This is a genomic window from Niveibacterium sp. (genome assembly GCF_041909475.1).
Classification (GTDB): domain Bacteria; phylum Pseudomonadota; class Gammaproteobacteria; order Burkholderiales; family Rhodocyclaceae; genus Niveibacterium.
In genome coordinates this window covers 1-20,461 of the sequence record NZ_JAYRDJ010000037.1, presented here as the reverse complement: position 1 = coordinate 20,461, position 20,461 = coordinate 1, and the positions used below count along the sequence as shown (strand labels likewise).

Annotated in this window: 15 protein-coding genes and 1 tRNA gene; 10 read left to right on the top strand and 6 right to left on the bottom strand. The window is 65.4% G+C overall.

The window, feature by feature from the left end; genetic code table 11:
* Positions 1–6: 6 nt before the first annotated feature.
* Genes ACE3P0_RS18135 through ACE3P0_RS18125 form a run of 3 tightly spaced genes read left to right on the top strand, consistent with a single transcriptional unit; the run spans position 7 to position 6,325 of the window.
* On the top strand, positions 7–1,818 hold the full coding sequence (locus ACE3P0_RS18135; RefSeq protein ID WP_374404169.1) for a cyclic nucleotide-binding and patatin-like phospholipase domain-containing protein: 1,812 nt from the start codon (positions 7–9) through the stop codon (positions 1,816–1,818).
* A complete protein-coding gene (locus ACE3P0_RS18130) occupies positions 1,791–5,627 on the top strand; it encodes an amino acid adenylation domain-containing protein (RefSeq protein ID WP_374404168.1) in 3,837 nt (1,278 codons plus the stop codon). Before ACE3P0_RS18135 ends, ACE3P0_RS18130 begins: the two co-directional genes overlap by 28 nt.
* Entirely contained in the window at positions 5,624–6,325 is a 702-nt protein-coding gene (locus tag ACE3P0_RS18125) for a TVP38/TMEM64 family protein (RefSeq protein ID WP_374404167.1), read from the top strand. The genes ACE3P0_RS18130 and ACE3P0_RS18125 overlap by 4 nt, the downstream gene beginning before the upstream one ends.
* 44 nt (positions 6,326–6,369) lie before the next feature.
* Here ACE3P0_RS18125 and adk read toward each other — a convergent pair whose 3' ends face one another.
* From adk to ACE3P0_RS18095, 6 genes are all read right to left on the bottom strand, one after another.
* Complete coding sequence (adk, locus tag ACE3P0_RS18120; RefSeq protein WP_206255794.1) at positions 6,370–7,023, bottom strand: adenylate kinase; 654 nt, start codon at positions 7,021–7,023, stop codon at positions 6,370–6,372.
* A 78-nt stretch (positions 7,024–7,101) separates the two neighbouring features.
* On the bottom strand, positions 7,102–7,881 hold the full coding sequence (kdsB, locus tag ACE3P0_RS18115) for a 3-deoxy-manno-octulosonate cytidylyltransferase (protein ID WP_374404166.1): 780 nt from the start codon (positions 7,879–7,881) through the stop codon (positions 7,102–7,104).
* A gap of 2 nt (positions 7,882–7,883) precedes the next feature.
* Complete coding sequence (locus ACE3P0_RS18110) at positions 7,884–8,066, bottom strand: Trm112 family protein (RefSeq protein WP_374404165.1); 183 nt, start codon at positions 8,064–8,066, stop codon at positions 7,884–7,886.
* Positions 8,047–9,057: a tetraacyldisaccharide 4'-kinase gene (gene lpxK, locus ACE3P0_RS18105; RefSeq protein ID WP_374404164.1), complete on the bottom strand. Its 1,011-nt coding sequence runs from the start codon at positions 9,055–9,057 to the stop codon at positions 8,047–8,049. The genes ACE3P0_RS18110 and lpxK overlap by 20 nt, the downstream gene beginning before the upstream one ends.
* Before the next feature lie 2 nt (positions 9,058–9,059).
* Entirely contained in the window at positions 9,060–9,482 is a 423-nt protein-coding gene (locus ACE3P0_RS18100; RefSeq protein WP_374404163.1) for an ExbD/TolR family protein, read from the bottom strand.
* 17 nt (positions 9,483–9,499) lie between these two features.
* Positions 9,500–10,105, bottom strand: coding sequence for a MotA/TolQ/ExbB proton channel family protein (locus tag ACE3P0_RS18095; protein ID WP_374404162.1), 606 nt, complete (start codon positions 10,103–10,105; stop codon positions 9,500–9,502).
* Positions 10,106–10,414: 309 nt separating this feature from the next.
* On the opposite strand from ACE3P0_RS18095, the gene xseA reads away from it, so the two are divergent.
* The 7 genes from xseA to ACE3P0_RS18060 all read left to right on the top strand — a co-directional run bounded on the left by xseA (position 10,415) and on the right by ACE3P0_RS18060 (position 20,374).
* Positions 10,415–11,803, top strand: coding sequence for an exodeoxyribonuclease VII large subunit (gene xseA / locus ACE3P0_RS18090; RefSeq protein ID WP_374404161.1), 1,389 nt, complete (start codon positions 10,415–10,417; stop codon positions 11,801–11,803).
* 33 nt (positions 11,804–11,836) lie between these two features.
* The gene (locus tag ACE3P0_RS18085) at positions 11,837–12,424 is read left to right on the top strand and encodes a superoxide dismutase (protein ID WP_374404160.1); all 588 of its coding nucleotides are present in this window, start codon (positions 11,837–11,839) and stop codon (positions 12,422–12,424) included.
* A gap of 178 nt (positions 12,425–12,602) precedes the next feature.
* Complete coding sequence (locus ACE3P0_RS18080; RefSeq protein WP_374404159.1) at positions 12,603–14,885, top strand: EAL domain-containing protein; 2,283 nt, start codon at positions 12,603–12,605, stop codon at positions 14,883–14,885.
* 34 nt (positions 14,886–14,919) lie between these two features.
* A complete protein-coding gene (locus tag ACE3P0_RS18075; protein WP_374404158.1) occupies positions 14,920–18,471 on the top strand; it encodes a PAS domain S-box protein in 3,552 nt (1,183 codons plus the stop codon).
* Between the two features lie 23 nt (positions 18,472–18,494).
* Positions 18,495–18,579 (top strand) — tRNA-Leu (locus ACE3P0_RS18070).
* A gap of 187 nt (positions 18,580–18,766) precedes the next feature.
* Positions 18,767–19,990, top strand: coding sequence for a tyrosine-type recombinase/integrase (locus ACE3P0_RS18065; RefSeq protein ID WP_374404156.1), 1,224 nt, complete (start codon positions 18,767–18,769; stop codon positions 19,988–19,990).
* Positions 19,991–20,086: 96 nt separating this feature from the next.
* Positions 20,087–20,374 (top strand): hypothetical protein, encoded by a 288-nt coding sequence (locus ACE3P0_RS18060; RefSeq protein ID WP_374404155.1) that lies wholly within the window; start codon positions 20,087–20,089, stop codon positions 20,372–20,374.
* Positions 20,375–20,461 lie beyond the last annotated feature (87 nt).

Below are 20,461 nucleotides of genomic sequence, written 5' to 3'. Positions count from 1 at the left end.
CCTGCCATGCCCGAAGCCAGCTACGACGCGGCACGGATCGGCAACATCCTGCGCGGCAGCCGCCTCTTCGGGCAGATCGACGAAACGGCGCTGTCACAGCTTGTCGCGCAGCTCAAACCAGTGCGCAAGGCGGCGGGCGAAGTCATCTATCGCGAGAAGGAGCCCTCCGGCAGCCTCGTGATCGTGCTGGCCGGCCGTCTGCGGGTGTCGCGCAACGACCCCGAAGGCAATCTGCTGCTCTACAACGAGCTGTGCCCCGGCGAATGCATCGGCGAGACCGGCATGATCCTGCAGCAACCGCGCACGGCCGACGTCGTGGCGCTGCGCGACTCGACCGTCGCGGAACTCAGCCGTGGGCACTACGAAACACTGCTGCTGCAGAACCCGCTGGTCTTCAGCCAGATCTTCTCGCAGGCGATCTACCACTACCTGCGCCACCTGCCGCAGATTGCCGAGCGCAAGCGAGCGCAAGCCTTTGCGATCATCCCCTTACACGCCGGTGACGAAGCTGCGGCGCTGGCGCAGGGCCTTGCCCAAGCGTTCGCAACGCGACGCGTGACCCATCTGCGCCCGCCGGCCCACGGCGAGGCATCCGATGACCACGCCATCGCGCGGCGGCTGGGCACGGTGGACGCGATGGAGGTCTCCACCGACTTCATCCTGTACGAAGCCGAAGCAGCGCTATCGCCGTGGACGAAATTCGCGGTGAGGCAGGCCGATCAGGTGATCTTCGTTGCCGCGAGCACGCACGCGCCCGAGGTTGGCACGCTCGAACAACAGCTCCGCCTGGAGCCCGGGCTGATTTACAAACGCCAGCATCTGGTGCTGATGCACCCCGCTGGCACCTCAACGCCCACCGCACCGGCGCCGTGGCGCGCGGCGCGTGACGTGGAGCGCGTCTACCTGATGCGGCAAGACAAGCCGGGCGACCACGAAAGCCTGGCCCGCTTCCTGACCGGGCGCGCAACCGGCATTGTGCTTGGCGGCGGCGGTGCGCGCGGCTTTGCACACATTGGCGTGCTGCAGGCACTGGAAGAGGCGCGGATTCCGATCGATCTGATCGGCGGCAACAGCATGGGTGCGCTGATCGGCGCGCAGTACGCCTGCGGCATCGGCTTTGACGAGATCCGCGAGAACATCCTGAGCTTCACGCGTACCGGCGAACGGCCCGCGCTGCCGGTGATTTCGGTGCTGTCCGGCCGGCGCATCGAGCGTGAGCTGCGGCGCCTGTTCGGCGATGCCACCGCGGATGCGCTGTGGCGCCCCTACTTCGCCGCCGCCTGCAACCTGAGCCAGGCCTGCACCACGGTGCAGGACACCGGCCCGCTATGGCGCGCGGTGCTGGCCAGCAACTCGCCGGCCGGGCTATTGCCGCCGGTGCTGCTCGGCGGCGACTTGCTGGTCGACGGTGCGATTCTCGACAACGTGCCGGTGGAAGCGATGCGGACCCGGCTTGGCACCAAACTCGAAAAACGCCGCGGCAACGGCACCGTGATCGCGGTCGACGTAGATGTGCGCGAGGCGCTGCAGGTGGATGCCGAACTCAAACGCCTGTCTCCGTGGCGAAAGATCCGCGGCCACATGCTGGCCGACGCGCCGGTGATGCCCGGCATCGGCGACATCCTCTACCGCGCCAGCCACATGGGCGGCCTGACACAGCGCGGGCGGACGATTTCGCTGTCCGACTACTACCTCGAACCCCCTGTCGCAGAATTCCCGCTGATGGCTTACCGCCACGCGCGCGAGATCGCAGCGGCTGGCTACCGATACGCAAGCAGCGAGATCGCGCGATGGGATCGCCAGAGCTTCGCGCTGTAGCGCAAGGCGCAGTGCCGCTGTCGCTGAGCCAGCACGAAGTCTGGCTCGATCAGCGCGCCTGGCCCGGTAGCCCGCACCTGATCATCGGGGGCGGCATCCTGTTCAAAGGGCGCTTGGAGACTCACCTGCTTCAGGCCGCACTGGATCGAACCGCGGCCGAATGCGAAGTGCTGCGATTCGTGCCCCTGGCCGCAGGCGGCCAGCAGGTGCTGAGCACGCACCAGCAGGCGCTGATCTTCGCCAACGCCGCGCCCGGCGATGCGCTGCGCGAGGCAGTGCAGAACTGGTGGAACGCTTCGCTGGCGACACCGTTCGCGCTCGACACCACGCCACCGTGGCGCATCGCGCTGCTCAGCGCCGGCGACACCGAGCATTGCGTGATCATCCAGTTCCACCATCTGGTGATGGATGGCTGGGGCACGACACAGATCATGCTGCGCTGGGCCGCCCACTACGCCGCCTTGCTTGCGGGCAATGCAGCGGAGCCCGCCGAGGATGGCGACTACCGCAGCTTCATCGATGAGTCGCTCGCCTATCGCGCCTCGCCGGATTTCCTCGCCGACGCGGCGTTCTGGGCCGAACAGCTGCCAAGCCTGCCGCCGCCGCTGTTCGAACGCCACAGCGCCGCGCGCGCCGATCACCACATCCGCCTGCCCGCCGCCGCGCTGAGCCGCCTGCCACTACCGCGCGGCGACTACCAGCAGATCGTCGCAGCCGCGAGCGGGCCCGGGCAAAGCGCCTTCTGCATCTTCCTTGCGGCGCTTGCGCTGTATTTCTGCCGCGTGCGGGGCTTGGGCGAGATCGTCGTCGGCGTGCCCAGCCTCAACCGCAATGGCAAACGCCACAAGCGCACACCGGGCATGTTCGTCGGCGTACTGCCGCTGCGCATCGGCGTTACGCCCGACGATACGGTTGCCGATCTGGTCGGCAGCATCAGCCGCACCTTGCGCAGCGCGCTGCGCCATGCACGCTACCCGCTGAGCGAAGTCGCGCGCCAGCTCAAGGCGATCCGCAGCCACCGCGACAGCGTCTTCGATGTGCTGCTCTCCTTCGAGCGGCAGGATTACTCCGTGCGTTTCGGCGATGCCTGTGCGGTGGATTCCTGGCAGTTGTTCTCCGGCGTCGCCCGTTATCCGCTGGGGCTCACGGTCTGCGAGTTCGATGACAGCGGCGATCTGGAGCTGGTGCTCGAAGGCAGCAGCGCCTGTTTCGCGCAGGGCGAGCTGGCACTGCTGGGGCACCGCATCCGCCATGTGATGGGCGAGATCGCGCGTCACACCACCGAGCGCGTCGCTGCGATCGACATCCTGCCGCCTGACGAACGCGTGGCCGTGCTTGACGGCGTACACCGCGGGCTGCAGGAGACCGCAGCGCCGCCGACCTTCATCGCGCTGTTCGAAGCGCAGGCACGCAAGCAGCCCGACGCACTGGCGCTGATGTGGGAGGGCGGCGACATCCGCTACGGTGAGCTCGACCGCCGGGCACAGGCGCTGGCGGTGCGGCTGCGCGCGGCCGGTGCGGCGCGCGACACAATCGTCGCGGTCTGCATGCGGCGCTCGGTCGACATGGTGGTTGCGATACTCGCCATCACTAAAGCCGGTGCAGCCTTCCTGCCGCTGGATGTCGATGCACCAGACGCGCGCCTCGCGGTCGTGCTGCAGGAAAGTCTCGCGATCGCGGTGCTGGTTGATCCGGTGGAGCGCGCGCGGATCGCCGCGCTGCACCCAAATGCAATCGCGCTGGGGCCGCAGCCCGGCCTTGCGGGCGCCGCCCCAAGCCCCGACTGGCCAGCGCCCGCGCCGGTGGATCTTGCCTATGTGCTGTTCACCTCCGGCTCCACCGGCCGCCCCAAGGGGGTGATGATCGAACACGGCGCGCTCGCCCGCCGTATCGCCTGGCTGGCCGAGACCTGGGGCATCACGCCGGCCGATCGCGCTGCACAGGCCACGCAGATGACCTTCGACCCGGCCCTGATCGAACTGGTGCTGCCGCTGGTGTGCGGCGCCAGCGTCGCGCTGCCACCGCCAGGGCGCCTTGCCCCCGAGGCGGTGGCCGAATTTTCGGCACGCCACGGCGTCACGTTCACCAGCTTCGTGCCATCGACGCTGCGGCGCTTCGTCGATGCTGCGGCGACGCTGCCCAGCCTGCACCTGCGCGTCGCATGCTGCGGTGGCGATGTGTTGCCGCCGGCGCTCGCCCAGCGCTTCCGTGACGTCTGCGGTGGCCGCCTCTACAACGTCTACGGCCCGACCGAAGCCTGCATCTTCGCCACCGCGTGGCCCTGCAGCGAGGCGGACGACGATCGCACGCTGCCGGTCGGCCGGCCGGTGGACGATACCCGCATCTATGTGCTGGATGACACCCGACGCCTCACCCCCTTCGGCTGCGTGGGTGACATCTGGATCGGCGGCGACACCATTGCGCGTGGCTACCTGAACCGCGCCGACCTCGACGCCGAAGCATTTGCCGCAGACCCTTTCCGGTCCGGCGCCCGCATGTATCGCAGCGGTGATCGCGGCTGGCTGACGGCCGATGGCGCGCTGCACTTCGCCGGCCGCAGCGACCGCCAGATCAAGTTGCGCGGCTACCGCATCGAGCCCGCTGAAATCGAAGCCACCCTGCTCGTAATTGCCGGGGTGAATCAGGCTGCGGTGCGCCTCGTTGAGGCCGACGGCAAGCCCCGTCTGCACGCATGGATCGCAGCAGAAGGACAGGACTGCGCCGGAGTCAATCGTTACCTTCGCAGCCACCTGCCGGATTACATGCTGCCCGCCGGCATCACGATCCTGCCCGCACTGCCGCTCAACAGCACCGGCAAGGTCGACTATGCCGCGCTGCCCGAACCAACTGGCCCTAGCCATGGCGAGACTGTTCGCCCGCCGCGTACTGAACTGGAGCGCGGCCTGCTTGCACTTTGGGAAAAAGACCTGAAGATGCAGGGCATCGGCATCGACGACGACTTCTTCGAGCTGGGCGGCGATTCGCTGGCGGCGGTCGATATTCTCGCGGGCGTGCAGCGCCTGACCGGCAAGTCGGCCTCGCTGCTGATGCTGACCGAAAACCCAAGCGTTGCGCTGCTTGCCGAGGCGCTTCAGGACGAAGCAGGCCCCACGCGACTGATGTTGCCGCTGGGCCAGCAGAGCGGCAGCAGCACGCTTTACGTCGCGGCGTCCGGGCATGGCGACCTGATGCGCATGCAAGCGCTGGCACGCGCGCTCGGCCCGGAGATCAACCTGTTCATGCTGCAGCCGCCCACCTCCGGTAAACTCGCCGACATGGCCGACCTCGCGGCGCAATACGCAGACAAGATCGCCCAGCATGCGCGTCAGCCGGTGATGCTGGCGGGTTTCTCGGTTGGCGGCATTGCTGCGCTGGAGACTGCCCGCAACCTGCAGACGCGGGGCGTCACGGTGCGCGGCCTGGTTTTGATCGACACCGTATATCCCGGCCCGCTGCTGCGTCGACCGCGCTTCTGGCGCCTGCTCGCCTGGCTTACGCGCAGTCTGTATGTGCAGGAACTCAGCATGAACGGGCGCCGCCTCGGCGCGATGTTCGCCGACACCGGCCTCGTAGCCCAGGTCATGGCGCTGCACGACTACCGGCCGCAGGCCTTCGCGGGCCGCTGCTGCCTGATCAAATCATCGGGTCTGGCGAACTGGGACCGCTGGCTGTTCCGCCCCTGGGCGCGACTCGCTGGTGGCGCGCTGGTGACCCGCGAAATCGCCGGCCTGCATGGCTCGGTGTTCGAGGTCGGCCATGTCGAAGCGCTTGCCGCCGCGCTGCGGGCTGAACTGGGTGAGCCGGATTGAAGCCGCAGACGCGCGACGCATCCACCGACGCGCAGCTGCGCCATCGGCGCCGCGGCTTCTTCCTCGCCATCGCGGCCATCATCGCGCTGGCACTGGCCTGGCAACTGACGCCGCTGCGTGACATGCTGGATCTGGAACGCCTTGTGGCCAGCCTGCGACGGCTCGGTCAGCAACTCGGGCCGGTCGCCGCGGTTAGCAGCTTCGCGCTCGCCTGCGTCATCGCGGTGCCGCTGTCGATCCTGATGCTGGTCTGCGCACTGGCCTTCGGACCGGCGCTCGGCATCCTTTACGGTATCTGCGGCGCAACGCTCGGTTCTGCGTTGAGCTTCCTGCTCGGCCGCTGGCTCGGGCAGGAGGCGATCAGCCGCCTGGCAGGCCCGAAGGTGCGTTACATCAGCCAGCGACTGGGGCACCGCGGCGTGCTCAGTTCGATCGCGCTGCGTCTGGTGCCGGTGGCGCCCTTCGCGCTGGTGAACATGGTGGCCGGCGTGAGCACGATCCGCCTGCGCGACTTCCTCTTCGGCAGCGCGATCGGCATGTTGCCGCTGGTGTTGGTGAGCGCCCTGTTTGCCGAGCAGATCGTGAACGCCGCAACGCGGCCGGGCTGGCTGACGCTGCTGTTTGTCGGGATCACGCTTGCGCTGGTCGTGGGTGGCAGCGCGGTGTTGCGCCGGTGGTGGCGCGAGGCGGAAGACTGAGCTGAAAGCGGCGCGACCCTTGCCGGGTCGCGCCAAACAACCGATCAGGCCAATGCTTCGAGCGCGCGCGTGGTGATCGCGTCCACGCTGCCCTGGCCGGAGATCATGCGGTACTTCGGCGCCTTCGCGTCGCCGGTCGCCGCCCAGTCGCTGTAGTACTTCACCAGCGGCGCGGTCTGCGAGTGGTAGACCTCGAGGCGCTTCTTGACCGTTTCTTCACGGTCGTCGTCGCGCTGCACCAGCGGCTCGCCGGTCACGTCGTCCTTGCCTTCCACCTTGGGCGGGTTGAACACCACATGGTAGGTGCGACCCGACGCCAGGTGAGCGCGGCGCCCACTCATGCGGGTGACGATTTCGGAATCCGGCACATCGATCTGCAGCACGAAGTCGAGCGCAACGCCCGAGCTCTTGAGGGCTTCAGCCTGCGGAATCGTGCGCGGGAAACCGTCGAACAGATAGCCCTTGGCGCAGTCCGGCTGGGCCAGGCGCTCCTTGACGAGGCCGATGATCAGGTCATCCGATACCAGCTGACCGGCATCCATCACCTGCTTGGCAGCAAGCCCCAGCGGCGTGCCTTCCTTGATCGCCGCGCGCAGCATGTCGCCGGTCGAGATCTGCGGAATGCCGTACTTCTCGGTGATGAACTTGGCCTGGGTACCCTTGCCCGCACCCGGCGGGCCCAACAGAATCAGACGCATCTCCCCTTCTCCTGATATGTGTGGCGGCAATCACCAGTATCGGCGGCCGCGCTTACCCTGAACTTACCGCCGCCGGTCTCAGTGCCCGGCGGCAGCGGATTCGAAATGGGCCCGCACGCGGGCCAGGTCTTCGGGCGTATCCACGCCCGCCGGCGGCGCCGACGCGAGCCTGATCACACGGATCCGGCAGCCGTGCCACAACGCGCGGAGCTGTTCGAGCATCTCGATCGACTCAAGCGGCGACGGCGCCAGCGCGGCGTAGCGCCGCAGGAAGGACACCCGGTAGGCGTAGAGCCCGACGTGGCGCAGCGCACCCAGCTCGGCCGGCAGCACGCTGCGGTCCTTCGCGAAGGCATCGCGCGCCCACGGAATCGGCGCGCGCGAGAACGTCATCGCATTGCCGGCGGCGTCACACACCACCTTGACCACCGCCGGGTTGAAGAACTCGTCGGCATCGTGGATCGGGTGCGCAGCAGTGGCGATCGCCGCCGCGGGGTCGTCGGCCAGCGCCTGCGCCACGGCGGCCACTACTGCCGGATCGATCAGCGGCTCATCGCCCTGCACATTGACGACGATCGTGTCATCCGGCCAACCCAGCGTCTCGACGACTTCCGCCAGCCGATCGGTGCCGCTCGGGTGCTCCGGCCGCGTCATCAGCACCTTGCCACCGCAGGCACGCACCGCCGCTTCGACATCGGCGTGATCCGTCGCCACCCACACCGACTCGGCGCCCGAGGCCTGCGCACGCTCCATCACGCGCACCACCATCGGCTTGCCGGCGATGTCTGCGAGCGGCTTGCCCGGCAGCCGGGTCGAGGCGTAGCGCGCCGGCACCACGGCCTGGAAAGGCGCCGCCATGTTCAGGCGCCCGCCTCGTCGTCAGCCAGCGCGCGCGCTTCGTCTTCGAGCATCACCGGGATACCGTCGCGCACCGGGTACGCAACCCGGCAGGGTTTGCAGACCAGCTCGTTGGCCGCCTTGCGGAACTCGAGCGGCCCCTTGCACAGCGGGCAGACCAGGATTTCAAGCAGTTTTGCATCCATTCAAACGCTCCAGTACGCGCTCCAGCGCCCCTTCCCGGATGTCGGCATCGACCGGCAGCACCCAGGTTTCGCGCGGCGCAAAAGCTTGCAATTTTATCGCATCCTTCTCGGTCACCACGAGCGCATCGGCGTCGCGCAGCGCGACGTCATCCGCGGTGAACGGGTGGTGATCGGCGAAGGCCTCTTCAGCCACCGGGTGCAGGCCGAAGTCGTGCAGTGTGGAAAAAAAACGCTCCGGCCGACCGATACCAGCCAGTGCGCGCAGCTTAAGGTCGGAGAATTCGCCCGGCGAGCGGCGCTGGCGCGGGTCGGTCAAACGATAGAACGCAGTCGGCCACAGCCGCATCGAATAGACAGGCGCCGGCGGGCACTTCGCACGCACCGCCGGTGGCATGTCGCCGTGCGCCAGCACCAGCTGCGCCTGTGCCAACCGCGACACCGGCTCGCGCAGCGGCCCGGCCGGCAGCATCAGCCGGTTACCCATCTGGTGCGCATCGACTACGACGATCTCGACGTCGCGCCGCAGGCGGTAATGCTGAAGACCGTCGTCGGTCACGATGACGTCGACCTCGGGATGCGCGGCACGCAAGGCGCGCGCGGCGGCAACGCGGTCACGCCCGATCCAAACCGGGGAACGCGAACGCCGCGCCAGCAACACGGGTTCGTCGCCACAAACAGCGGGATCACTGTCCTGCTCCACACCGGTCACGCCCTGCGCGCTGCCACCGTAGCCGCGGCTGACGATGCCCGGCCGGTAGCCAGCGGCGCGCAGTTGCTCGACGAGCCAGATGACGACCGGCGTTTTGCCGCTGCCACCGACCGCGATGTTGCCAACGACGATGACCGGCACGCCCACGGCGTAGCTGCGCAAGACACCGACGCGAAACAGCGCGCGCCGACACGCGACGACAGCACGGAACAGCAGCGAGAGCGGAAAGAGAAACGCCGCGGGGACGCCGCGGCGTTTCCAGAAGCCAGGGGCAGAACGCACGGTCAGTTCTGGCTGGCCTGCGTGGCGAAAGTGATCTGCGGCAGATCAGCGGCCTGCGCGGCCTGCATCACGTCGATCACCGCCTGATGCGGCGTCTTCGCGTCGGCGTTGATGATCACGACCGGCTCCTTTTCGCTCTGCGGGCGAGCGCGGCGCAGTGCGTCGGCAATCGCAGCCGGTTCGCGGCTGCTGACCGGCACACGATTGACGATCACGTCGCCGGTCGCGGTGACGATCACATCAATCTCGTTCGGCACGCTCTTGGCAGCCGGCGCAGCAGCGGTCGGCAGGTTGATCTCGAGCCCCGAGAACTTCGAGTAGGTGGTCGTGAGCATCAGGAAGATGATGATCACGAGCATCACGTCGATCAGCGGGATCAGGTTGATCTCGACGTCCTCGGTACGGCGTCCGCGGCGGAAATTCATCTGGAGACTCCGGCCGGTCAGCGGCGTTCGCCGTGCAGCACTTCCACCAGCTTGATCGCCTGCTGCTCCATCTCGACGACGAAATCGTCGACCTGGGCGCGGAAGTGGCGGTACGCGATCAGCGAGGGGATCGCGATGATCAGGCCGAAGCCGGTGTTGTAGAGCGCCACCGAGATACCGTGCGCGAGCTGCTGCGGGTTGGTGCCGCCCGGCGAGGTGGAGCCGAAGATCTCGATCATGCCGATCACGGTGCCGAACAGGCCCATCAGCGGCGTGACGGTGGAAATCGTGCCCAGCGTGGTGAGGAAGCGGCCCAGCTCATGCGCAACGGCGGCGCCGGCCTCTTCGATCGACTCCTTCATCACGTCGCGCGAAGCCTTGGCATTCTTGAGCCCGGCAGCGAGCACGCGGCCCAACGGCGAATGGTTCGCCACGCGCAGCACCAGCTCGTCGGAGATGCCTCCCTGGCGAAGGTCACCGATGATCTTATCGACCAGACCGACCGGAACAATTTTGCTGCGACGCAGCGCGACGACCCGTTCAAGGATCAAAGCAAGGGCGATGACGGACGCCACGATCAGGAAGTAGATCGGCCAACCGGCAGCCTGAATGATCGCCAACACGTGTGCAGCTCCTTTAGATGCGGGGGATATCGCGAAGCGTGGGACTTTAGCGCGGCGGCATGGCGGCGAGCAAGCCGGACGACGCAGCACACAATCCACAGAAACTGTGGATAACTCGGTGGATTGCGATCGAGGTGATGCGCTAAGTGACCGTCGCAGAAGGGATTTTTCTGCTCCGATGCAAAATGAAGCTAAGATGAAAGATCATATTTTTCAGTAACTTACAAGCCCTGATTGGTGATTCGTCGATCTACCGCACGAATTGCCCTGCAAGCGGCGCTGGATGTGGATTCCGCTAGAATGGAGCCAATGTTTACGCGCCCTGACGCCCTATTTCGCCCCGGAGATGAAGCCGTGGCCGTGTCGGAATTTGTCCGACACGCGCGGCGCGTGCTTGAGGGAGCATTTCCGCTCGGCTGGATCAGTGGCGAGGTCGCCAACCTCACCCGAGCGGCGTCGGGCCACCTGTACTTCACGCTACGGGACAGTGCAGCACAGGTGCGCTGTGTGATGTACCGATCGCGCGCGCAACTGCTGCCGTTTCGCCTTGCAGAAGGCCAGCAGGTCGACGTGCGCGCGCTGACCACGCTCTACGAGCCGCGCGGCGAGTTCCAGCTGCAGGTCGAAGGCATACGCCAGGCCGGGCGCGGCGGGCTGTTCGAGGCGTTCCTGCTGCTCAAGGAGCGTCTGGCCGCGGAAGGTCTGTTCGACGAGGCCCGCAAGCGTCCGCTGCCGCCACTGCCACGCGGTATCGGCATCGTCACTTCAACGGCCGGCGCGGCGTTGCACGATGTACTGGTCGCACTTGGCCGACGGGCGCCACATCTGCCCGTGGTGATCTACCCGAGCCCGGTTCAGGGAACCGATGCCGGCGGGCGCCTCGCCACCGCTGTGGCCGAAGCCGGCGCACGCGCCGCGACCGACGGTATTGACCTCCTGCTCGTCTGTCGTGGCGGCGGCAGCCTCGAAGACCTCTGGGCGTTCAACGACGAACAACTGGTGCGAGTGATTGCTGCCAGCCCGATCCCCGTTGTCTGCGGCATCGGCCACGAAACGGACTTCACGCTCGCGGATTTCGCGGCCGACCTGAGAGCTGCGACGCCAACGGCCGCAGCCGAGCTGGCCAGTGCGGGACTGGTGCAAGCCGCGCAAAGGCTGGATCGCCATCGCGAAGCATTGCGGCGACTCGCGCTACGGCGGGTGGATGGCGCCTTCGAATCGCTGGACCGGATGCGCCTGCGACTGCGCCATCCGCGCGAACGGCTAGCACGCCAGCGCGAGCGCCTGGCTGCACTCGCGCCGAGGCTGGAACGCACCGCAACGTTGCGGGTCGAACGGCTGACGGCGCGCTGCGACACCCTCGGTCACCGCCTCACCCATGCGCTGCCAGACATCGCAACCGAACAGCAAACACTGGCGCGGCTGAGGCAAGCACTGTCGGCAAACCTCGAGCGGCGCCTGGCGACCCAACGGCTTCAGCTTGACGCGTTGCGTGCGCAACTCGGCCAGCTCAACCCCGATGCAGTGCTCGCACGCGGCTTTGCAATCGTGCGCGACATGCAAGGCCGTGTCGTGCGTGATGCGGCCGGCTTGGCGCCGGGCGACCGGATCGATGTGCAGACGCGTGATGCGCACATCGCCGCCCGTGTCGAGACCCTTTCCGCGAAAGGGTCGAAAGCCGAGCCCCTGCCCGACTAGAATTCGACTTCCAACCCACAGGAGCACACAAAAATGGAACATACGCTGCCCGCACTGCCCTACGCGAAAGATGCGCTGGTACCGCACATTTCGGTCGAGACCTTCGACTATCACTACGCCAAGCACCACCAGGCCTACGTGACCAACCTGAACAACCTGATCAAGGGCACGGAATTCGAAGCCCTCGATCTGGAAGCGATCGTGAAGAAGGCGCCGGCCGGCGGCATCTACAACAACGCCGCTCAGGTGTGGAACCACACCTTCTTCTGGAACTCGATGAAACCCAACGGCGGCGGCGCACCGAGCGGCAAGCTCGCAGACGCGATCAACGCCAAGTTCGGCAGTTTCGACGCGTTCAAGGAAGCCTTCACGAAGAGCGCTGTCGGCAACTTCGGCTCCGGCTGGACCTGGCTGGTCAAGAAGGCCGACGGTTCGGTCGACATCGTGAACATGGGCCCGGCCGGCACGCCGCTGACCACCGGTGACAAGGCACTGCTGACGATCGACGTGTGGGAACACGCCTACTACATCGATTACCGCAACGCCCGCCCGAAGTTCGTCGAGGTGTTCCTCAACAACCTCGCCAACTGGGATTTTGCCGCCGCTAACTTCGGCGCCTGATTCCCGCAGGAACGCCGGGCCTGCGGGCCCGGCGCCCGTTCGCCCCCCGCCCTTTCAGCATCGAGCGCGCAGGGCAGGTAGTATTGCGCGTCTGGCAACAACCCCCTTTGCGGCAGATTCCCCTTCAGTCCGGGCGCGAAATGCCGTAACCGCGAGAATCGGGGGCGCGACGTCGGCCATGCCTGTGGCCGGAACGACACGGGAGATCAAGGTGAGCGAGGCGCAGAACCAGCCAGACGACGAACTGGAGTTCATTGACGACGAGCCGGATGCTGGCAGCGCGGCGGGCCACGAGAGCCCTCGCAAGGCATGGCGCGTGCTGATCGTCGATGATGATCCGGATGTCCACAGCACGACCGTACTGGCGCTGCGTAACACGCAGATCCTGCATCGACCGCTGCACTTCCTGCACACCTACTCGGCGAGCCAGACGCGCGAACTGCTGCAGCATGAGCGCGATATCGCCGTGATCCTGCTCGATGTGGTGATGGAAAACGAGGATGCGGGCCTGCGCCTCGTGAAAACCATCCGTGAAGACCACGGCATGAATGAAACGCGGATCATCCTGCGTACCGGGCAGCCGGGTTATGCGCCGGAGATCGACGCGATCCGTGACTACGACATCAACGACTACAAGACCAAGTCCGAGCTCACACGCAACAAGCTCTACACCACGCTGACCGCGGCGATCCGCTCGTACGAACAGATCCGCACCATCAACGCGAGCCGGCGCGGGCTGGACATGATCGTGCAGGCGAGCGCCGAACTGATGGCCCTGCACGGCGTGCGCAACTTCGCAGCCGGCGTCATCACGCAGATCGCGGCATTGCTGGGTTTGGCGCCGGAAGGCTTGGTCTGCGCACAGGAGAGCAACCCCGGCGTCGACAGTGGTGGCGAGGAAGTGACCGTCATTGCCGCCGCCGGCCGCTACGCCGACCTGATCAACCGCCCGCTCGATTCGATCAACGACCCGGACATCCGTACGGCGCTGACGCGCTGCCTGCACGATCAGCGCAACCTATACGACGGCCCGGGAACAACGCTGTTCTTCCAGGGCAATGCGCATCGCGACGTGGCGGCCTTTCTCGACACACGCGAAACGCTCGACGACATCGACCGGCGCCTGCTGGAAGTGTTCTGCACCAACATCGCGGTGGGCTTCGACAACGCGGCGCTGTTCTCCCGACTGCACACCTTCGCGTATTACGACCAGCTGTCACGGCTGCCGAACCGCATCCACTTCATCACGCAGATCGACCGGCGCTTGGCCGCACACGACCACGCCGATCAGATTCTCGCGCTGGTGGATCTGGACCACTTTGCCGAGACCAACGATGCGCTGGGCCACCGCTTCGGCGACCAGTTGCTGCAAGAAGTGGCCAGTCGGCTCAAGCAGGCAGTGGGCGATCAGGTTGTCGTCGCGCGCGTATCGGGTGACACCTTCGGCCTGCTCGGGCCAACCTCCCAGCTTTCGCCGAGCTACATCATGGGGCTGTTCAACGACCCGTTCGTGATCGACGGCCAGGAACTCATGGTGTCGATCACCTGCGGCGTTTTGAGTCTTTCGGACGCCGGTGATAGCGGTGGCGAGGCACTCAAGGACGCCAACATCGCGCTCAAGCGGGCGAAGCAGCGCAACCGCGGCGAGATCAACTACTTCACGCGCGAGATGAGTGTCGAGATCCAGGAACGCGTGATGCTGCTGCAAGCGCTGCGGCAGGCCTTCGACAACGAACGCCTGTTCATGGTGTACCAGCCGCAAGTCAACCTTGCCACCCGCAAGGCGATCGGCCTTGAAGCCCTGATTCGCTGGCGCGACGACAACGGCAAGTTCATTCCGCCGGACCGCTTCATTCCCTTGGCTGAGCATTCGGGCCTGATCGTCAACATCGGTGAATGGGTGATGCGGGTCGCCTGCCACCAGCAGGCGCGCCTTGCTCGCGCAGGTTATGGCCATCTGCGCATGGCCATCAATGTGTCGGTGGCGCAGTTCCGCCATCCGCGCTTCCCGTACATGCTCAAACGCGCGATCGACGACAGCGGCTGCGACCCCGCCTGCATCGAACTTGAGATTACCGAATCGATGGCGATGGTGGAGGCAGACTTCCTGCTCCAGACGCTCGACAAACTCAAGGAATCGGGCATCACGGTTGCCGTGGATGACTTCGGCACCGGCTTCTCGTCGCTCTCATACCTGCAACGGCTGAAGGTGGATCGCCTGAAGATCGACCGCGCCTTCGTCAACGAGATCACCGATGCAGAGCGTGGATCCAAGATCCCGGAAATGGTAATCCAGCTCAGTCACAAGCTCGGCCTGGAGGTGATTGCGGAGGGCGTGGAAGATGTCACCCAGGCCGATCTGCTGCTGCAACTGGGTTGCCAGGAAGCGCAGGGGTACTACTTCGGCAGGCCGATGGAGCCCGGTGCGCTAATGGAATGGCTGGCGGCGCAGAAGGATTGACACGCCCCCCGGCCGCACCACCACACCATTCAGCATGGCACGCCGCTTAAATGTCCGACGCGCAATCATTGCAGCCGTGTTGTTTGGCCTGCTGGTACCCGGCACGCTGGTCGGCCTGATTGGCGGACAACAACTCTACGCCGACACGCTTCGCGCCCGCACCGACGAAGCGCTCAACCAGTACGGCGATGTGCTCGCGCTTGGCCTGCAGGAACCGCTCTGGGCCTTCAATCCCCCCGCCGCTCGCAAGCTGATCGAGGCGGTGATGCGCAGCCCGGATGTTCAGCGCGTGGTGGTGCAGGACACCAGCCTCGGCGTCTTCGTCGAGGAACACCGCCCCGAGCGCGCGAGTGGCGCCACGTACCAGACAACACGAACGATCCTGCACGACGAGCGCCCGCTCGGTACGGTGCGCATCGAGATTTCGGATGTGCAGGTGATGCGCTCGCTGCGGGCCCAGTTGATCGCACTGATCAGCGTGCTTGCGGCACAAACCCTGCTCGCCTTCGCGCTGATTGCGTTCGTACTCGAACGTCGCCTCGTACGGCCCCTCAAGCGTGTCGGCGCTGAAGCCGATCGGCTCGCGTCCGGAGAACTCGACACGCCGATCGTGCCGCAGTCCGACGACGAGATCGGCGCGCTCGAAGGGCGCCTCGAATCGACCCGTCGCGCACTCGGCGAATTGCTCGGCACGCTGGGCGAGAAGAACCTGCAACTCGAAGTCGACCTGATCGAGCGCCGCCGCGCGGAAGACGCAGCACAACGCAGCGAAGCGCACATGCGATTACTGGTCGCGCAGAGCCCGATTGCGATCATCGAAATCCAGCTCGACGGCACCGTGCTGGCGTGGAACGCCGCAGCCGAGCAGATCTTCGGCTGGCGAGCACAACAGGTGATTGGTCGCGAGATCACGTTTCTGCTGCCGGACAACCCCTCTCTTGGCGCCGCAGAACTCCTGCACGCGGGCAGCGATGCAGATGGGATTGACGGCGGAGGCTGGCGGCAGGAACTCGATGCGGTGAGGCAAGACGACACCCGCATCACCTGCCAGTGGCACAACAATGTGGTGCGCGACGCACAGGGGCTGCCGCAGCGGATTGTCGCGATGGTCGAGGACATCACCGAGCGGAAAGCGGCAGAGCTGCGCATCCGCGAATCGCGACGCATGCTGCAGAACGTGCTCGACACGATTCCGGTGCGGGTGTTCTGGAAAGACACCCAGAGCCGCTACCTGGGGGCCAACACCCTGTTCGCGCGCGATATCGGGTTGCCGATCCCGGATCTGGTTGGCCGCACCGACAGCGAGATCGGCGCGAAGAACGCCGCGGCGCATGAGGAAAACGATCGCGCCGTGATGAGCGGCGGTGAGCTGCGCATCAACACCGAAGCCGCCGTCACCCTCGCCGACGGCAGCACGCGCTGGCACCGCAGCAGCAAGGTTGCTTTGCGCGATGCGGCCGACCAGGTCGTCGGCGTACTGGGCGTGTACGACGACATCAGCGACCGGAAGTCCGCAGAGCTGGCGCTGGCGCAATCCGAAGCGCGGCTGCGCGCGCTGATCGACTACGCACCGCTGGGCGTCTTCGAATACGAGCTCGACGCGAGCGCCCGACTGATCCTCATCACCACCAACCGCGCGGCGGATCGCATCCTCGGACTCGATTGCGCGCGGCTGCGCGGGCAAGCGCTGGAAGAAGCCTTCCCCGGCCAGGCCGGCACATCCATGCCTGCGGCCCTGCGCCATGTTGCACGCAGTGGCGAACGCTACACCAATGACGACTTCCGTTTCATGGTGGGCGGTCAGCTGATGACCTTCGACGTGCACGCCTTCCAGACTGGCCCCAATCGCGTCGCGGTGCTCTTCCGCGAGGTGTCCGACCTGCGCCGCGCTGCCTCGGCCCTGCGGGGGCTGGCGAGCGCGCGTGACAGTGATAGCGATCCCGGCTTCTACAACACCGTGCTGTCGCTGTTTGCCGAGGCGGTGGGGGCCAACCACGCATCGATCGGGCTGCTGCTCGAACACCGTTGGCAAACCCTCGCGCGGCTCGGCGGCGAAAAGGGCGCGCCGAGCGACTCGCAACTCGAGCAACTCGCTCTGCGTGGCGAACACCTCCTCATTCCGGACCCCGCTCACCCGGAACGCTTAACCGAATACGAAGATCTGGTTCCGGATCGCGGCGCCTATCTCGGCATACCGCTCACCGGCGCCAATGGCGACACGATCGGCCTGCTCAACGCCAGTTTTGACAAGCCGATCAGCAACGTCGATCTCGCCCGCTCGCTCGGCGATGTTTTTGCATTGCGAGCGAGTACCGAATGGGCCCGGCAACGCACGCTCACTGCGCTACGCGAAAGCCAGGAGAAGTTCTCGCTCGCGTTCAACGAAGCACCGGTCGCGATGACGCTCGCCAACATGCGCGATGGTCAGCTGCTGGATGTGAACCGCGCGTTCTCGGATCTGTTCGGCTACAGCCACGCGGAGGCCGTCGGCCACACCAGCACCGAACTCGGGCTGTTCGTCGAACCCGCTACCCGACAGCGTTGGGTCAAGGAAGTTGCGGAGCACGGCTATGCGTCGGGCACCGATCTTGAACTTCAGGACAAGAGCGGGCGACATCTGCAAACCCGCGTGTGGGCCCGCGTGCTGCCGGACGGCAACACCAACACGATTCTCGTGAACATCATCGACGTCACCGAGCAACGCCGCATCCAGCGCGAGGTGGAAGAGCTCAACCGCACCCTCGAAGCCCGCGTGGAACAACGTACCCGCGACCTCAAGCAAACGCTGGAACGCCTGCAACTCACGCAGAACGAGCTGGTGCAGGCCGAAAAACTCGCGGCCCTCGCAGGCCTTGTCGCCGGCGTCGCACATGAGCTGAATACCCCGATCGGGAACAGCATGATGGTCGCAAGCACGCTGCGCGACTCCACGCTCGGAGTGCATGGCAGCATGCAAACCGGCCTGCGCCGCTCACAGCTCAACGAGTACCTCAACGAGGCAGACTCCGCGACGGACATCCTGATGCGCAACCTGCACCGCGCGGCAGAGCTGATCTCCAGCTTCAAACAGGTTGCGGTAGACCAGACCAGCCAGCAGCGCCGTACGTTCAAGCTCGAAGAGCTCGTCAGCGAAATCATCGTGACGCTGCAACCAACCTTCCGCACCACCCCATTTCAGGTCGAGACCGACGTTCAGCCCGGCCTGCGACTCGACAGCTACCCCGGCCCGCTCGGCCAGGTGCTCACCAACCTGATCGCCAACGCCATCATTCACGGCCTGGAAGGCCGTGACAGTGGCCGCATTCGCATCGCGGGCAGCGAAGACGGCCCGAGTGCAGTCCGCCTCACGATTCAGGACAACGGCTGCGGCATTCCACCCGAGCACATGCGCAAGATCTTCGATCCCTTCTTCACCACGAAGCGCGGACGCCAGGGCAGCGGACTGGGGCTGCACATCGTGCACAACATCGTCACCGGCATTCTCGGGGGGCAGATCTCGGTCGAGAGCGAAGTCGGCGTCGGCACGACCTTCCGCGTCACCGTCCCACGCATTGCGCCCCATATCGACGAGGCAGCACGCGAATGATCCGCTACAATGCGCGCCCGCCTGCCCGAATGGCGAAATCGGTAGACGCTGCGGACTTAAAATCCGCTTCCGTAAGGAGTACGGGTTCGAGTCCCGTTTCGGGCACCAAATTTCTGTCCAAGCAGAACCACAAAGAGCCGCAAAGCCAATAACCAAAAGGCGTTGCGGCTTTTTTCATGTCCAAAACACTCCAAAATGACTCGTTGATAGCCGGGGGCATACGGGGGCACAATTGGGGGCACGGGGCAACAAACAGGAGCCCCAGAGCAAAGATGCCCCCTAATACGAGGATGCCGTGCCCCTCACTGACATCGAGATCCGCAACGCCAAGGCTGCCGAAAAACCCTACCGACTCACTGACGGAGAGGGGCTTTACCTTGAGGTTTCCCCGGCCGGGGGCAAGCTGTGGCGGTGGAAGTATCGATTCGGTGGTAAGGAGAAGCGGCTAGCTTTAGGTGCGTACCCCGAGGTACGAGCCCCAGAGGCACGCGAGCGGGCGACTATGGCGCGCAAAGCCCTGAAAGAAGGGAAAGACCCTGGCGCCGAGAAGAAAGCCGAAAAAGAGCGCCGCAAGGTCTCGACAGAGACAAGCTTCGAAGCCATCTCGCGCGCTTGGCACAAAAAGACGTCAAGCGCACTCACTGCGACCACAAGCGCCAAGATCCTCCGATTTTTGGAGCGCGACGCGTTTCCTTACCTCGGCGCAAAACCAGTCTCCGACATCACAGCTGCCGACATCGTCGCGCTGGTGCGCCGAATTGAGTCTCGGGGCGCCGTGGATATCGCCAAGCGCGTGCACAACAACTGCGGGCGCATCTTCCGGTTTGCCGTTGCTCACGGCCTAATGACTCGCGACCCGTCTCGCGACGTCGATCTGCGAGATGTCATGGCGCCGATCAAGGTCAAGCATCACGCATCTATCAAGAACCCCAAAGAGGTTGGCGATCTGCTGCGGGCGATCGACGGATACACCGGTTCACTCGTATCGCGAACCGCGCTGAAAGTGGCCTCGCTCACCTTTGTGCGCCCAGGGGAGCTACGACACGCGGAGTGGGCCGAGTTCGATATGGACAGAGCGGAATGGCGCATACCAGCACACAAGATGAAGATGAGGGAGCAGCACATAGTCCCTCTATCGGAGCAGGCAATCGCCGCGCTTCGAGAAGTGCAGCCCCTGACCGGGGCTGGCCGCTTCGTATTCCCCAGTGAGCGCACCGCTCAACGGCCGATGAGTGAAAACACCATTAACGCGGCGCTTCGTCGCATGGGCTACACCTCCGACGAAATGACCGGGCATGGCTTCCGCTCGATGGCCTCGACGCTCCTGCATGAACTGGGGTGGCTAAACGACGCCATCGAGGCGCAACTAGCCCACGGAAAGCGAAATCAGGTTGTCGCGGCGTACAACTTCGCGAAGCACCTACCAGAGCGCCGCCGAATGATGCAGGCGTGGGCAGACTATTTGGATCAACTCAAGGCTGGCGCCGAAGTGATCCCGCTCAACGGACAAGTGGCTTAAGAACCGCAGCCTGACGGCTTCAGGCATACGCGGCGGCACCGGGTGTTGCAGCACCCGGCCCGCCTAACCACAGCACTACTGAAAAGGAGTAGCACCATGGCTGACCAAAACGATACCAGCAACGAGCGCGAATTCTTTACGCTCGCCTATGCGTTCGACACGCTTGCACAAGCCGCACGCGACCACGCCCCAGAGGCCTTTGAGCGTTCCGCCGACCAACTCGACATGGTGCCGGCCGCTCTTATGCGCGGCGTCGCCTACCTGTCATACCTGCTGAGCAACGTCCCCGACGACGAGCGCGACACCACACAGCACCACCTCGCGCATTCAGTCATGAGCGAACTTGTCCGCGCCGACTTTAGACTGAGCCGCAGTGCCGACTGAAAAGTGAGCCGGGGGCTGGTGCTGATCGGGGACCGATCAGCCGGGGTTGAGTTTAAGGTTTTCCGAACGTATTCCGATCGTTTTCAA

What these genes read in the sequence shown, in the direction of transcription:
- ACE3P0_RS18130 (WP_374404168.1), top strand. Translation starts at nt 1,791, where the DNA reads ATGGGATCGCCAGAGCTTCGCGCTGTAGCGCAAGGCGCAGTGCCGCTG.
- adk (WP_206255794.1), bottom strand. Translation starts at nt 7,023, where the DNA reads ATGCGTCTGATTCTGTTGGGCCCGCCGGGTGCGGGCAAGGGTACCCAG.
- xseA (WP_374404161.1), top strand. Translation starts at nt 10,415, where the DNA reads ATGTTTACGCGCCCTGACGCCCTATTTCGCCCCGGAGATGAAGCCGTG.
- ACE3P0_RS18100 (WP_374404163.1), bottom strand. Translation starts at nt 9,482, where the DNA reads ATGAATTTCCGCCGCGGACGCCGTACCGAGGACGTCGAGATCAACCTG.
- ACE3P0_RS18135 (WP_374404169.1), top strand. Translation starts at nt 7, where the DNA reads ATGCCCGAAGCCAGCTACGACGCGGCACGGATCGGCAACATCCTGCGC.
- ACE3P0_RS18085 (WP_374404160.1), top strand. Translation starts at nt 11,837, where the DNA reads ATGGAACATACGCTGCCCGCACTGCCCTACGCGAAAGATGCGCTGGTA.
- ACE3P0_RS18075 (WP_374404158.1), top strand. Translation starts at nt 14,920, where the DNA reads ATGGCACGCCGCTTAAATGTCCGACGCGCAATCATTGCAGCCGTGTTG.
- kdsB (WP_374404166.1), bottom strand. Translation starts at nt 7,881, where the DNA reads ATGGCGGCGCCTTTCCAGGCCGTGGTGCCGGCGCGCTACGCCTCGACC.
- ACE3P0_RS18110 (WP_374404165.1), bottom strand. Translation starts at nt 8,066, where the DNA reads ATGGATGCAAAACTGCTTGAAATCCTGGTCTGCCCGCTGTGCAAGGGG.
- ACE3P0_RS18060 (WP_374404155.1), top strand. Translation starts at nt 20,087, where the DNA reads ATGGCTGACCAAAACGATACCAGCAACGAGCGCGAATTCTTTACGCTC.
- ACE3P0_RS18080 (WP_374404159.1), top strand. Translation starts at nt 12,603, where the DNA reads ATGCCTGTGGCCGGAACGACACGGGAGATCAAGGTGAGCGAGGCGCAG.